The sequence below is a fragment of the Acinetobacter sp. GRABPA_MV_2 genome (genome assembly GCF_056725885.1).
In genome coordinates this window covers 34,866-49,719 of the sequence record NZ_JBWZNA010000008.1, presented here as the reverse complement: position 1 = coordinate 49,719, position 14,854 = coordinate 34,866, and the positions used below count along the sequence as shown (strand labels likewise).

Here is a 14,854-nt window from a genome sequence, read left to right as displayed (position 1 = left end):
CATACATTTAAAATTTTCTTTAATTGTTTTAGATATAAAAAATGCTAGCTGAGCTAGCATTTTTTATTGTGGACTTAATTAGCCCTCAACCCATTTACCATTTTGATAAATTAGACTCCATTTGGTTTGTTTGCCTTCTGGAGTTTCCGAACCTACATATTGTGATTGATTCTTACGACTGAATTTCACAACTGTCGGATTACCTTCAGGGTCCACGTCTGGTGCTTGTAAAATAAATTGATATTTAGGATCAAGCTGAGCAGCAACACTACGCAATTCCGCAACTTTTGGCGCACGTGTTTCACGAATTTTCGGGAATTTACTTGCGGCCAAAAACAGACCAGCAGCACCATCACGCAACACGAAATAGTCATCATGCTTTGTTGAGCGCAAATGTTCCATCTTGATCGGTTCTACACGTGGAGGTGCAGGCTGACCGCTTTTCAAGACCTTACGAGTATTGTCACAGCTTGTACAAGCGAAATACGGACCAAAACGACCAGTCTTAAGCTGCATTTCACCATCACATTTATCACACGGAATGGTTGGTCCATCGTAGCCTTTAATCTTGAACTCGCCTTCTTCAAGCTCAAAACCGTCACAGTCAGGGTTGTTACCACATACATGTAGTTTACGACCACCATCAATTACATAGCTGTCCATGGCTGTGCCACATTTTGCACAGCGATGTTTTGACATCAAGTCTGCGGTTTCAGCACCATCATCATCAGAAAGAGCAGCTAAGGACTCAACAGGTGTTAAGTTCAAAGTACCTTTACAACGCTCTTTAGGCGGTAAGTTATAACCAGAACAACCTAAGAACACGCCTGTTGTACCTGTACGAATCTGCATTGGACGTGAACATTCAGGACAATGTACTGCTGGCACTTCAACCGGTTGGTTACGGCGCATGCCGTGCTCGCCTTGAGCATTGGTAAGACGTTTCTTGAAATCACCATAGAAAGTATCAAGTAACTCTTTCCAGTTACGCTCGCCTGTTGCAACTTTATCGAGCTGCCCCTCAAGGTCTGCTGTAAATGCATAGTTCATCAAGTTATTGAAACTTTCATCAAGACGATCCGTGACAATTTCACCCATTTTTTCGGCGAAAAGACGACGGTTTTCTAACTTAACGTAGCCACGTTCTTGAATCGTAGAAATAATCGCTGCATAAGTCGAAGGACGACCAATACTACGTTTTTCGAGTTCTTTAACCAAAGAAGCTTCAGTAAAACGTGCAGGTGGTTTAGTAAAGTGCTGACTTGGGTCTAACTTCTCTAATTTTAAAATTTCGCCTACTTTAATTGCAGGCAAAATAATATCGTCATCAGACTTGTTAGCACCACGCACTCGTGTAAAACCATCAAATACAAGCGTACGGCCTTTTGCCTTCAATTCAACATTTGCAGCTTCAACCGTTAAAGTTGAAGATAAATATTCTGCTGGAGTCATTTGACAAGCAACAAACTGACGCCAGATCAAATCATATAAACGCTGAGCATCACGCTCTACACCTGCAAGTTGGTCACCTGTAAGCGCAACATTAGAAGGACGAATTGCTTCATGGGCTTCTTGAGCACCGGCTTTGTTTCCATAGCGGTTTAGTTTTGCAGGTAAATACTTCTCACCAAATTGGCTTTCAATATGAGCACGTACCATGCTTACCGCATCGTCACTCAAGAACGTTGAGTCAGTACGCATATAGGTAATAAAACCTGCTTCATATAGACGCTGCGCTAACATCATTGTTTTCTTTACAGAAAAACCTAGACGTGTACTTGCAGCCTGTTGCAGCGTTGAAGTGATATACGGTGCACTTGGATTGACCTTAGTCGGTTTATCTTCACGCTGTGCAACTTTATATTCAGCACCTTTTAAAACATCCAATAAAGCATCAGTTTCAGCTTTATTTTTCAGTTTAAGGGTTTTACCAGCTTGCTTAACTGCTTCAAGACGAATGTCATCTTTCTTGGCTTGCGTGTCTGCAAAAACTTGCCAGTATTCTTCTGGAATAAAAGCACGAATTTCTCTTTCACGCTCTACAACCAGTTTCACCGCTACAGACTGTACACGACCTGCCGATAAACCACGGGCAATCTTTTCCCAAAGTAATGGCGAAACCATAAAGCCAACAACGCGGTCTAAGAAACGGCGTGCTTGCTGTGCATTAACTCGATTTAAATCTAGGCGGGTAGGTTGTTTAAATGCTTCTTGAATAGCATTTTTAGTAATTTCGTTAAATACCACGCGATGATAACGACTGTCATCACCACCAATAACTTCTCTTAGGTGCCAAGCAATGGCTTCCCCTTCTCTATCCAAGTCCGTTGCGAGATAGATTGCATCAGCATCTTTGGCGAGTTTCTTTAGTTCAGCAACAACATTTTCCTTACCTGGCAGAACTTCGTAATGAGCTTCCCAACCATGTTCAGGATCAACCCCCATACGATTAACTAAAGCCTGACTGGCTTTTTGTTCTTTTTCTGCTTCAGTGAGTTTAGTCCGTGCAGCCGGCTTTTTCTCAGTTGATTTACTGCCACCTGTTGGCAAATCACGCACGTGACCTACAGAAGACTTTACAATGTATTGCGAACCCAGATATTTATTGATGGTTTTCGCTTTGGCAGGCGACTCCACAATCACTAAGGCACGTTTATGTGCAGCAGATGCAGTAGATGCTGTGCTTTGAGATGCAGAGCGCGAGGTATTCGCCATATAAAATGTTATTCCTATACCAATAAATTTAAAAATCAGGCTTTAGCCAAGTTCAACAGATAAGCCTTCATCTCATCTAATTGTGTTGCTCTCAGGTCTGATTCCTCATCCCAATAAAGCCCTACACAGTTTGCCTGCATATCAATAGCATAAATCCCTTTTAATGCAATGGGAGAATCATTAAATTTCTCATCACCCTGAACCACTTTTAATTTGCCGTCTACAACGCGAGCGCGCATTAAAGATAAACGGGCATCGGGAATCAATACACTATAATAAGCAACCATGCTGGCACGCTTTTCAGTCGCCATTGGGACATGTGTCCATTCAGGTGCAACGATTACACGTGGGTGTAAACCCATTTTACGAGCTTTATCACGCATAATACCAAGTGCCTTTTCACGTGGGCTCACTCTTAAACCAAAAATGGAGCCTAGTACGAAAAGAACAATGATAACGGTAACCCAAATTCCCATATTGTCCATAGCAAAACCTATTAATCTCTTTTATTAGAGTTGCATAAGCGGACCAGAAAACGCAAGTTTCATCATAAAAATAATGCCCGATACAGGGGCAAGCTTCAAAATAGTCAGATGTCACAGTGCAAATTAAGATGAGCTAACTCAAATATAATTAAGGATTCGAATTACGATCCACAAGTGTCAGTTTCCCAAATTGGTCAATATGAGCATCCCCCCACTGTTTTAAAGCAAATAGAATTTTCTCAAGACTTTGTCCCAAGTCAGTCAGGCAATATTCCACTTTAGGCGGTACCTGAGGATAGACTTCTCTATGAATAATTCCATCTTGTTCCAATTCACGTAGCTGATTTGTCAGCATTCTTTGGGTAATGCTCGGAACACGCTTTCGAATTTCGTTAAACCTCAAGGTGCCTTCATTAAATAAATGCCAAAGAATGACGCATTTCCATTTTCCATCAATCAAGCTAATCGCCGCCTCCACTGAACATCCCGGAGAGCAATCAAAACTTGAATGTCGTACTTTTGCCATTTTACAGTATCCTTTTTGACACTATGAGCGTTATTTGTCTGTAGTCACTTATTTTAAGCTTACGTTATGATCAAACTCTCAACAAGAGGAATGATAATTATGAAAGCTGTGGCATATCAAAAAGCGGGGCCTATTACATCGCCAGAAGCACTCGTTGATATTGAACTCGATGCCCCTATTGCTGAAGGACACGATTTACTTGTTCGTGTACAAGCTGTTTCAGTAAATCCGGTAGATACTAAAATTCGAAAGAATGTAAGCCCTGAGAATAATCAGTGGAAAACTCTTGGCTGGGATGCAGTAGGTGTAGTTGAAGCGATTGGAGATAAAGTTACTCAATTTAAGATTGGCGATATTGTTTGGTATGCAGGTGCTCTTAATCGTCAAGGTAGTAATAGCGAATTACAATTGGTTGATGAACGCATTGTTGGCCATAAACCAAAAACTTTAGAAGTAACCGAGGCGGCAGCTCTCCCTTTAACTGCAATCACGGCTTGGGAGATGTTATTTGATCGCCTGCAAGTTCCAAAGAAAGCGCCAGAAAGCACAACAATATTAGTGATTGGTGGAGCTGGCGGTGTTGGCTCAATCACCATTCAACTTCTTAAACAGCTGACAAACCTAACAATTATTGCAACAGCTTCACGAGCAGAAACTCAAGACTGGGTTAAGCAACTTGGAGCAGATTATGTGTTAGATCACCGTCAACCCTTAGCAGCCCAAATCAAGCAATTAGGTTTAACTGCACCTTTATATGTGTTCTCAACCACTCAAACAGATCAGCATTTAGCAGATATTGTCGAGTTGATTGCACCGCAAGGCCGTTTTGGGCTTATTGATGATCCTGAACAGTTAGATATCAAACCGTTTAAGTCAAAGTCTGTATCTGTGCATTGGGAATTTATGTTTACACGTTCAATGTTTCAGACCGAAGATATGGTAAAACAAAGTGAACTATTAAATGAAGTCAGCAAGCTGGTTGATGAAGGGAAAATCAAAACGACTGTAACGGAAGTTATAAGTCCAATTAATGCTGAAAATTTAAAACGAGTTCATCAGCAAATTGAAAGTGGCACAACAAAAGGTAAGATCGTCTTACAAGGTTTTTAAGCAAAATTGGAAAATATTTCCAAATAAAAAGGCAAGTATCGAACTTGCCTTTTTATTAATAGTGGGGAGGTTTATTCGTTAATGGGTCAAAAGGTGCAATGCCTTCTGATAAATCCGACGATTCCACACGTTGATAAAGAAATTGCATTTGTTTTTTCAAATCAGCTATTTCTTGAGTTTGAATAGCGAGTTGTTGATTTAATTGTTCAACTAAATCATCCAAAAATGTAATTCGCACTTGCAAATCTTCAATGGGTGCGGAAAATGACGCTTGATCATCATGATATGGTGGTTTAGTCATTTAAATCCTCATTTGAGATTCTGGAAAACATTATGGCCTATATTACCCTAAGGGATGTCCAACTTGCTTTTGGCGGACCTGCCCTGCTCGATGGCGCGAACTTTAATCTAGAACGTGGCGAACGAGTCTGTTTAATTGGTCGTAATGGTGAAGGTAAGTCTACTTTACTTAAACTGATCGAGGGAAGCCTATTACCAGATTCTGGTGAAGTTTCTATTCAAAATGGTTTAACTGTTTCAATGTTAGCCCAAGACGTTCCAATGGATTCAGGTAAGGTTGCTGACATTGTAGCTGATGGTGCAGGAGAAGCTGCCGAAGTACTCAGAGCTTATCATGAAGCAACTGATGCTTGTATGCTGGGAGATATGGAAGCTTGTGACCGTATGGGCAACCTACAGCATAAGCTCGACCAACTCGACGGCTGGGCACTCGAAAACAAGGTCAATGCCCTGTTAAGTAAAATGGGACTCGATCCAAATGCAGATTTGGCAGATCTTTCGGGAGGACGTAAACGCCGTGTTTTACTCGCCCGCGCTCTTTTGACACAACCGGACGTATTACTTCTAGATGAACCGACCAACCATCTAGATGTTGAAAGTATTGAGTGGCTAGAAAAATTCCTACTCGATCAAAATAATTTAACGCTACTATTTATTTCGCATGACCGTTCTTTTGTAGACAGCATTGCGACTCGAATTGTTGAACTTGACCGTGGCATCCTACGTGGCTACGAAGGCAACTATTCACGCTATTTAGAGCTTAAAGCTCAGCAAATGGAAGCAGAAGAGAAACAAAATGCTTTATTTGATAAAAAGTTAGCTGAAGAAGAAGCTTGGATTCGCCAAGGGATTAAAGCTCGTCGTACGCGTAACGAAGGCCGTGTGCGCGCCTTAAAAGCTTTACGTGAAGAATCGAAAGCTCGCCGTTCACAACAAGGCAAAGTGAGCATGGCGACTCAGGAAGCAAATCGCTCTGGTAAATTAGTATTTGATATTGAGCACTTAAGCGTATCTTATGATGGTAAACCACTGATTAAAGATTTCTCTACACTAGTCATGCGTGGTGACCGTATTGGCTTAGTAGGTGATAACGGTGTCGGTAAAACGACGTTAATTAAAGCCATTTTAGGTGAAATCGAGCACGGTGGTTCTGTTAAGACAGGTACACAGTTAGAAGTAGCCTATTTTGATCAATTACGTAATGCCTTAGACCTTGAAAAGACAGTGATGGCAAACGTTTCAGAAGGCTCTGACTTTGTTGATGTAAACGGTAACCGTCGACATATCTATAGCTATCTACAAGATTTCTTGTTTTCGCCTGAACGCGCACGCACACCAGTAAAAGCCCTTTCTGGCGGTGAGCGTAACCGTATTTTGCTTGCTAAATTATTACTTAAACCATCGAACCTGATTGTGATGGACGAACCAACCAATGACTTGGATATGGTGACTCTTGAGCTACTTGAAGAGATGCTTTCTGAATATAAAGGTACCCTATTACTCATTTCGCATGACCGTGCATTTATGGACAACGTCGTAACATCGACTTGGGTATTTGATGGTAAAGGCAATATTGCAGAGTACATTGGTGGCTACCAAGACTATTTACAGCAACGACCAGATGATAAAGTCGTAGACCAAAAGTCTGATGTTAAAAAAGCTCAGGCAAAAGCCGAAGCTGAAAAAGCCGCTGCACAAAGTAACGTGAAAAAGGTCAAACTGAGCTATAAAGACCAACGTGAACTTGAACAACTTCCTGCTGAAATCGAGAAACTGGAAGTTGAACAAGCAGAGCTTTCAAACAAGCTGGCAGATGGTTCGTGGTTTGTAAGTAATGCCGATGAAGCAACTAAAGCAAGTCAGCGTCTCGCAGAAATTGAAGAGGTATTACTTGAAAAATTAGAACGCTGGGATGAACTTGAACAAATGAGCAAAGGAAATTAATTCACTTTTACTTCCTTTAAAGTAAGTAAAAAAGCCTCCTTAAATTAAGGGGGCTTTTTTCAGAATATCTATAAATTTTTAAAGCAAAAAAGCTATAAAAGTACATGATAAGTGATTAAGTTTAGTTAGACTTAATAGTTTTAAATAACACTCTGATTGAATATAAGACTTATAAAAATAATTATGTTATATCTACCTATATAATAATATTCGAGTATTTTTCATGCTAGATCTTTCTCAAATTTTAGCATTCGGATTAATCTGTTTGGCAATGGTGCTCACCCCTGGCCCAAACATGATTTATCTTATTTCTCGTTCAATTTGCCAAGGAAAAATGGCGGGATTTATTTCACTCGCTGGTGTTGGCGTTGGCTTCGTATTTTATATGCTTTGCGCTTCTTTCGGGATTACAGCCCTTATTGTTGCAGTTCCTTATGCTTATGACACCATCCGTATTGCAGGAGCAATTTATTTACTCTGGCTAGCATGGAAAGCGCTACGTCCCAATGCATCCCCAATTTTTGATGTAAAACAATTATCAGTAGACTCTCCAGCTAAACTATTTTTAATGGGTTTTGCTACAAATCTACTTAATCCTAAAATTGCGATTATGTATTTATCGTTATTGCCACAATTTATTCACCCACAACAAGGCAGTATTTTATGGCAATCCATTCAGCTCGGTACTATTCAAATTTTTGTTAGCGTCTCGGTAAATGCGCTAATTGTACTTTCCGCGGGTAGCATTGCCCTTTTTCTTCAACACAAGCCTCTTTGGGCAAATATACAACGCTGGCTTATGGGAACGGTGTTAGCTGGTCTTGCTGTTCGCATTCTTTTAGAAAATCGTCGATAACCGCGTTTTACTTCCTCATCTTAACCGCTCAATTCAACAGTGTATTACGACGATAAATTCAGTTCGTGATACACTTTTGCCAGTTTTAATTTTGAATTCTTTATATCGTTATGAGCCAAAAGCAGACTTATACGCCCGGTGAATTTCAATGGTCCTTTTTATTACCTAAATATTGGGGTATTTGGATTGCCATTGTTTTTTTAATGCTATTGGCTATTTTACCATGGGCAATTCAGTGGCGTCTGGCTCATGGCTTAGCAAATCTTGCTTGGAAATACTTAAAATCTCGCCGAAAAACGACTATTCGTAATTTAGAAATCTGCTTTCCCGAATGGTCAACTGAAAAAGTACAGCAACAAGCTAAGCAAGTTTTTGTCGATATGATGCTTGGTGTGTTTGAGACATTAAACGCATGGTATAAGCCTTACTGGTTTAAAAACCGCGTCACCATTGAAGGCTTAGAACACATTACCAACGCCCAAGCTCAAGGCAAAGGCGTTTTATTATTAGGAACTCATAGTACCCTTCTTGATGCGGGTGGCTATGTTTGTGCTCAATATTTCGAACCAGATGTTGTGTACCGCCCTCAAAATAATCCATTGCTCAATATGCTGATTTATCGTTGCCGTGGCACCATCTATAAAGCACAAATCGATCATGATGATATGCGTGGTTTAATTCGCCACCTTAAAGATGGCGATGCAATTTGGTATAGCCCCGATCAAGACTTCGGACTTAAACAAGGGGTGATGGCACCCTTCTTTGGTGTGCCAGCGGCCACAGTAACTGCTCACCGTCGTTTATTAAAAATCTCAAAAGCGGTTGCCGTTCCTTTATATTTTTACCGTCATGGTGATGTACAAGATCCTAAATATCATATTTTGATTGAACCTGCGGTCGAAAATATGCCAAGTGAAGATGAAGTCGATGATGCAACTCGAGTTAATAAAATTATTGAAAATCAACTTCGCATCGCACCGACTCAATATATGTGGTTCCATCGTCGTTTTAAGACACGTCCAGAGGGTTATGAAGAGATCTATTAATATAAAGCTGTGATAATTTTAAATTGATAGTAGGCACTGCCTCAATTTAAATTGAAATTCAAATACTATCGAATAGGCAGACCTTACTTGTTAAGGATAAAAAGTAAGTAAAAATCCTTTGTTCCGCTGATGTTACTTCCTTGTAACACAGCGAAACAGCGACATCCATGTCGCTAGCACGATAGTAAATTCCGGATAATGATTTAGTTTGAAATGATGTATCTGTGGATGGTCCATCTTTTATGAATGTATAAGGCAAAAACAATGAAAGTGATGCAACTTCTCCCAGAACTTAATAGCGGTGGCGTAGAACGCGGCACACTGGAAATTGCACGTGCACTGATTGCACAAGGTCATCAGTCTCTAGTTGTTTCAAATGGTGGAAGACTTGTGTCCCAGCTCGAAGCTGAAGGTTCTACTCACTTAACGCTACCTATTCATAAAAAATCATTGTCGAGCTTGTGGCAAATCCGTCCTTTACGCAAGCTGATTGAACAGCATCAACCCGATATTGTTCATGTGCGCTCACGTGTCCCAGCTTGGCTTACTCACTTTGCCTTAAGAAAAATACCTGTAAACAAACGCCCTCACCTCATTAGCACTGTACATGGTTTCTATTCAGTTAATCGTTATAGTGCGATTATGACTCAAGCTGAAAAAGTGATTGCCGTTTCTGACAGCGTGGTTAAATACATCACTGACCATTATAAAAACTGCCCACCGCAAGATATTGTGCGAATTTATCGAGGCATTGACCCAACTGCTTTTCCACATAATTACCAGCCCTCAGCACAGTGGTTTAATCAAGTTTTTAATGACTTTCCTGAGCTTGAAAATAAGTTTTTACTTTGCTTACCTGGTCGTATTACACGCTTAAAAGGTCATGAAAGTTTAATTGAACTGATTCAACAACTTCAGTCGCAATATCCTCAGTTACATGCGGTTGTTGTTGGTGGTGCTGATGCCAAAAAGCAAGCCTACTTAAGTGAATTGCAAAAGACTATTCAAAGCAAAGGGCTCACAGATAAAATTACCTTCGTAGGCCATCGCTCAGATATTCGGGAATGGCTTGCTTTTAGCGATATAGTTCTCTCTCTATCCAACCAAGCAGAAACATTCGGTAGAACAGCCTTAGAAGCGCTTTCAGTCGGTACGCCAGTGATTGGCTGGAACCGTGGAGGTGTTGCCGAGATTTTAACGAATGTATATCCGCAAGGTCTTGTTGAGGCAGAGAATGAAAAAGCTTTAGTAGAGACTGTAAAAAATCATATTGAACAACCTCAAATCGTTGCCCCTGTTACCATGTTTAGTTTGAAAGACATGTGTGACCAAACACTGGATCTATATCAACGCGTCTTAAAATAACCCAATAAAAAAACCCGCGATTTTCGCGGGTTTTTTCGACTAAAAAACCTCTCTCTTATTTAAGAGATGCTTCATAAGCGGCAGCTTTTTCAGAGTCGTATTGTTTTTCCCATTTACTAATTACAAGTACAGCAAGCGCGTTACCAACAACGTTCAACGCAGTACGAGCCATATCCATAATACGGTCAACACCAGCAATAAATGCCAAGCCTTCTACAGGAATACCAACACTACCCAATGTCGCTAATAACACAACAAATGATACGCCAGGAACACCCGCAATACCTTTAGAAGTAATCATTAATGTTACAACCAAAATAACTTGTTGGCTGATTGACATTTCAATACCGTAAAGCTGTGCAATAAAGATTGCCGCGATACTTTGGTAAAGCGTAGAACCATCAAGGTTAAATGAATAACCAGTTGGAATCACAAAGCTGGAAATTGCTTTAGGCGCACCGTAAGCTTCCATTTTTTGCATAATACGCGGTAAAACTGTTTCCGAGCTTGCCGTTGAAAATGCCAAAATCAATTCATCTTTTAAAATCTTAAATAAGATAAAGATATTGATTCCAAACATTTTTGCAGTTAAACCAAGCACAACAAACGCAAAGAAGAAAATTGCGCCGTAAACTAATACAACTAATTTACCCAATGGAATGAGAGAAGCGAAACCGAAGTTTGCAACAGTTACCGCAATTAAACCGAACACACCCACTGGCGCATATTTCATGATGATGTGCGTTACGCGGAACATCGTTTCTGAAACTGCATGAAATACATTTAACAATGGGTCTTTAGTGGTTGCTGGTAAAGAAGATAAACCAATACCGAATAATACAGCAAAGAAAATCACAGGTAACATTTCGCCATGTGCCATTGAACTAATAATGTTCGTTGGGATGAGCGATAATATTGTTTGAATAAGACCATGTGACTGTGACTGAACTTCTTCAGTTGTATGTTTATATTGAGAAATATCTGTTTGAACTAGCTGAGACATATCAATGCCTGAACCAGGATGGAAGATATTTGCCGCAAACAAACCAACTAAAATAGCAATCGTCGTAATAATTTCAAAATAGAGAATGGTTTTAAAACCAAGTCGCCCTAAACTTTTCGTACTGCCAACACCTGCAATACCTAAAATCAAGGTAGAGAAAACGATTGGAATAACAATCATTTTAATCAGGCTAATAAATATCTTACCAAGAGGGGCAAGAACATTATTCACAATACTGTCTCTGATTTCAGGCTGGTTATGTAAAACAGCCCCGACAACTATCCCTAGGATTAAAGCAATTAAAATTTGCCAAGCAAGGCTAAATTTAAAATTCTTCATAAGACAATCCTTATGCACCGCAAAGTATCAAATATGAGAGGGAGAAGACCACTAACTAAGAGTGAAACCTCAATATGTACACTAATTCCCAAACAGAAATTTAAATGCACAAACAAATCACAACCCGCCGATCCGGCGAAGTAAAAAACAATGCCTGTTGACGATCCAACATGTCAACGATCGGCACATTCTATTGAGATTTATTAATTAAACAAGTCGAATTTATCTTTAAATAGATCAAAGCCTATGTTTATTTATTAATATTCTATAAAAACAAAAACTTAATAAAAAAATTTTTTATATTTTTTTTCATTGGAAATTGCTGAAATTTATACAAAAACACATGGATATTTATTGATTATTAAATAGATTTAAACATTAAAATTAGCTTAAAAATATTTATTTTATTTACACAGAATTAAATAAGGGATATAAAAATATCAACCCGAGTTCTGCATCCTGCAAAACTCGGGTAAATGAGGTTGTGCTTTCAGGTTAATAATTATTTTTATCGTTTCCGTTCCAACATCTGATCCGTGATGCCTATTCCATATCAGCTTTGTGTATCCTTACGTGGGATTATCCATTCCCGGTTCCGTGTGCCGATGAATGTAGAATAAGGTTTTTATAACCCTCTGCCTATTCGCCCTAGACTCAAATCTTTGTACGATATTGCTTACATCATTTTTTATATTCTTTTTTATTTATAAGGCTGTGCAATTTTATCAGTCACTACTTTTTCTTCAGCTTCAGCCTTTGCAATTCCTTCTTGGATGGCTCTTTGCGCCTCTTCTTCATCATCTTGAGTTTGCTCCAGTTCCTCTTGTATATGCTCAAATATACGACCAGTCTGTAAAACCACATAGACAGGAAAATGATCAGATCCAATATGAGGCAAACGTTGCATCTTCACCAAACCGAAATCGGTACTATGAAAAATATGGTCTAAAGACCAGCGCAGCAATGGATAATCTGCATGAAAAGTATTAATGAAATGTCGCCCAACACGTGGATCAAGTAATCCACTAATTCGTTGAAATAAACGCGTAGTACGCGACCATGCTACATCGTTTAAATCTCCCATCACAATACAGCTTTCATCTAGATCTTTAATCTGATCACCAACAATTAAAAGCTCTGCATCGCGTAAAGTCGAATCCTTCGCCTCAGTCGGACTAGGTGGCTTAGGATGCAAACAATAGAGTTGAACAGGCATACCAGATCGCAAAGTAACAGTGGTATGTATAGAGGGAATTTCATCACTGAGAATAAATTTAACTTCAGTATTTGATAAAGGTAGACGGCTATATAAATGCATGCCGTAGAGGTTATCTAAAGGTACAGGAACGCGATAAGGATAGTCACTTTCAATCTCCCTTAAAGCATTTTCCCATGTCTTATCGCTTTCTAAGGTAAGTAATAAATCAGGTTTTAATGCTCTGATCTGTTCAAGCAATAAATGATATTTATCATTTGGGGTTAGAACATTTGAAACGATTAATGAAATCTGCTTTTGTGGATCTAATTGAGACTGCTTTACCTGTTTAACCTGTTTTTTCCAAAACAAGGTATAAGGCAAAATCATTTTAAGCTGGTAGGCAATGGCAGCGATGAGCACAGCCAGCACTACTTCACGCCAGAGATTCCATTCGGTGGGCCAAAACAACATGCCTACAAAGGCTAACAGACCAACAAATAAAATCTGCAACCGAGGGAAGTCGGCACCACGAAACCACCACTCATCACGAGGAATAAGTGACCAGAAACTCAACCAAATCACCAGACTAGCTAGAACTTCGATATAAATCATTGAATTTTCTCTTTTAAGATGATTTGTTTTTTAAAGTTTTTGTCATCTTTATCAATTTTGTATGTAACATAAACAAGATATTCTACTCAATAAAGATGGTGTTTTGTTTCTGTAACGCTTGCAGTTGTGGACACTTTTGATACACTCAACTCCCCCTAACAATTTTAACGCACCGAGGCAAAATGACATGAAAGTAGGTCTGGTCGGTTGGCGCGGGATGGTCGGTTCCGTCCTTATGCAACGTATGGTTGAAGAGAATGATTTTGCTCATATTGAGCCATTTTATTTCTCTACCAGTAATGCAGGTGGTGAAGCTCCTTCATTTGGTGGTAAGACTGCCCCAGCACTTATGGAAGCTACAGACATTAATAGTCTGAAGCAAATGGATGTCATTATTACCTGTCAAGGTGGTGACTATACGTCTGAAGTTTTCCCACAGTTAAAGGCGACTGGTTGGGATGGTTACTGGATTGACGCAGCTTCAACTTTACGTATGTCAGATGATGCAATCATCGTTCTTGACCCAGTAAACCTTAACGTTATTAAAGACGGCTTGGTTAACGGTACCAAAACTTTCGTGGGCGGTAACTGTACAGTATCGCTTATGTTGATGGGTGTAGGTTCACTTTTCCAAAACAATTTGGTGGAGTGGATGACTGCTATGACTTATCAAGCAGCATCAGGCGCTGGCGCACAAAACATGCGTGAGCTACTTACTGGCATGGGCTACTTATACAACAATACTAAAACATTGTTAGATGATCCTAAATCTGCAATTTTGGATATTGATCGTCAAGTTGCCGAGTTACAACGTGGTGAAGGTTTCCCATCTGCAAACTTTGGTGTGCCATTAGCTGGTTCATTGATTCCTTATATTGATAAGCAACTTGAAAGCGGCCAGTCAAAAGAAGAATGGAAAGGTCAAGTTGAAACCAACAAGATCTTGGGTAACTCACAAATTGTTCCTATCGACGGCCACTGTGTCCGTATTGGTGCGATGCGTTGCCACTCTCAAGCACTGACAATCAAGTTGAAAAAAGATGTACCACTTGATGAAATCGAAGATATGATTCGTACTTCAAGCCAATGGGCGAAAGTTGTACCAAACACTCGTGAAGCGTCTATGACTGACCTTACACCTGTTGCTGTAACTGGTACTTTAACTGTGCCTGTAGGTCGTCTACGTAAACTCAACATGGGTAAAGAATATCTAGGTGCATTTACAGTGGGTGACCAGTTACTTTGGGGTGCTGCTGAGCCTTTACGTCGTATGTTACGCATCTTAGTAGAATACAAAAGCTCATAATTTGATTTGAATTATTCAGTCAAAATAAAAAGCCGATCACATTAGATCG

The 14,854-nt window shown here is 39.7% G+C and carries 12 protein-coding genes; 6 read left to right on the top strand and 6 right to left on the bottom strand.

The window, feature by feature from the left end; all coding sequences use genetic code 11:
• Positions 1-78: 78 nt before the first annotated feature.
• The 3 genes from topA to ACXM0J_RS09005 all read right to left on the bottom strand — a co-directional run bounded on the left by topA (position 79) and on the right by ACXM0J_RS09005 (position 3,726).
• Positions 79-2,715 (bottom strand): type I DNA topoisomerase, encoded by a 2,637-nt coding sequence (gene topA, locus ACXM0J_RS09015; RefSeq protein ID WP_086265055.1) that lies wholly within the window; start codon positions 2,713-2,715, stop codon positions 79-81.
• Positions 2,716-2,750: 35 nt separating this feature from the next.
• Positions 2,751-3,200, bottom strand: coding sequence for a hypothetical protein (locus ACXM0J_RS09010; RefSeq protein ID WP_002114763.1), 450 nt, complete (start codon positions 3,198-3,200; stop codon positions 2,751-2,753).
• Between the two features lie 148 nt (positions 3,201-3,348).
• Positions 3,349-3,726 carry a winged helix-turn-helix transcriptional regulator gene (locus ACXM0J_RS09005; RefSeq protein ID WP_069141742.1) on the bottom strand — a complete coding sequence of 126 codons (378 nt, stop codon included), beginning with the start codon at positions 3,724-3,726 and terminating at the stop codon, positions 3,349-3,351.
• Positions 3,727-3,825: 99 nt separating this feature from the next.
• Here ACXM0J_RS09005 and ACXM0J_RS09000 point away from each other — a divergent pair, with 99 nt between their 5' ends.
• Positions 3,826-4,836 carry a zinc-binding alcohol dehydrogenase family protein gene (locus ACXM0J_RS09000; RefSeq protein ID WP_086265056.1) on the top strand — a complete coding sequence of 337 codons (1,011 nt, stop codon included), beginning with the start codon at positions 3,826-3,828 and terminating at the stop codon, positions 4,834-4,836.
• A 55-nt stretch (positions 4,837-4,891) separates the two neighbouring features.
• Here the strand turns inward: ACXM0J_RS09000 and ACXM0J_RS08995 are convergent, their stop codons facing one another.
• The gene (locus ACXM0J_RS08995; protein WP_002115104.1) at positions 4,892-5,137 is read right to left on the bottom strand and encodes a SlyX family protein; all 246 of its coding nucleotides are present in this window, start codon (positions 5,135-5,137) and stop codon (positions 4,892-4,894) included.
• 32 nt (positions 5,138-5,169) lie between these two features.
• Between ACXM0J_RS08995 and ACXM0J_RS08990 the strand changes: the two genes are divergently transcribed.
• The 4 genes from ACXM0J_RS08990 (at position 5,170) to ACXM0J_RS08975 (ending at position 10,347) form a co-directional block, all read left to right on the top strand.
• Positions 5,170-7,080 (top strand): ATP-binding cassette domain-containing protein, encoded by a 1,911-nt coding sequence (locus tag ACXM0J_RS08990; RefSeq protein WP_086265057.1) that lies wholly within the window; start codon positions 5,170-5,172, stop codon positions 7,078-7,080.
• Between the two features lie 223 nt (positions 7,081-7,303).
• Positions 7,304-7,936: a LysE family translocator gene (locus ACXM0J_RS08985; RefSeq protein ID WP_086265058.1), complete on the top strand. Its 633-nt coding sequence runs from the start codon at positions 7,304-7,306 to the stop codon at positions 7,934-7,936.
• A gap of 110 nt (positions 7,937-8,046) precedes the next feature.
• Entirely contained in the window at positions 8,047-8,982 is a 936-nt protein-coding gene (locus ACXM0J_RS08980) for an LpxL/LpxP family acyltransferase (protein ID WP_086265059.1), read from the top strand.
• Between the two features lie 264 nt (positions 8,983-9,246).
• Positions 9,247-10,347 (top strand): glycosyltransferase family 4 protein, encoded by a 1,101-nt coding sequence (locus tag ACXM0J_RS08975; RefSeq protein WP_086265060.1) that lies wholly within the window; start codon positions 9,247-9,249, stop codon positions 10,345-10,347.
• 55 nt (positions 10,348-10,402) lie between these two features.
• Here the strand turns inward: ACXM0J_RS08975 and gltP are convergent, their stop codons facing one another.
• Complete coding sequence (gene gltP, locus ACXM0J_RS08970; protein WP_086265061.1) at positions 10,403-11,689, bottom strand: glutamate/aspartate:proton symporter GltP; 1,287 nt, start codon at positions 11,687-11,689, stop codon at positions 10,403-10,405.
• Between the two features lie 700 nt (positions 11,690-12,389).
• On the bottom strand, positions 12,390-13,499 hold the full coding sequence (locus ACXM0J_RS08965) for an endonuclease/exonuclease/phosphatase family protein (protein ID WP_086265062.1): 1,110 nt from the start codon (positions 13,497-13,499) through the stop codon (positions 12,390-12,392).
• Between the two features lie 187 nt (positions 13,500-13,686).
• Here ACXM0J_RS08965 and asd point away from each other — a divergent pair, with 187 nt between their 5' ends.
• Positions 13,687-14,805 (top strand): aspartate-semialdehyde dehydrogenase, encoded by a 1,119-nt coding sequence (gene asd / locus ACXM0J_RS08960; RefSeq protein ID WP_005066045.1) that lies wholly within the window; start codon positions 13,687-13,689, stop codon positions 14,803-14,805.
• Positions 14,806-14,854 lie beyond the last annotated feature (49 nt).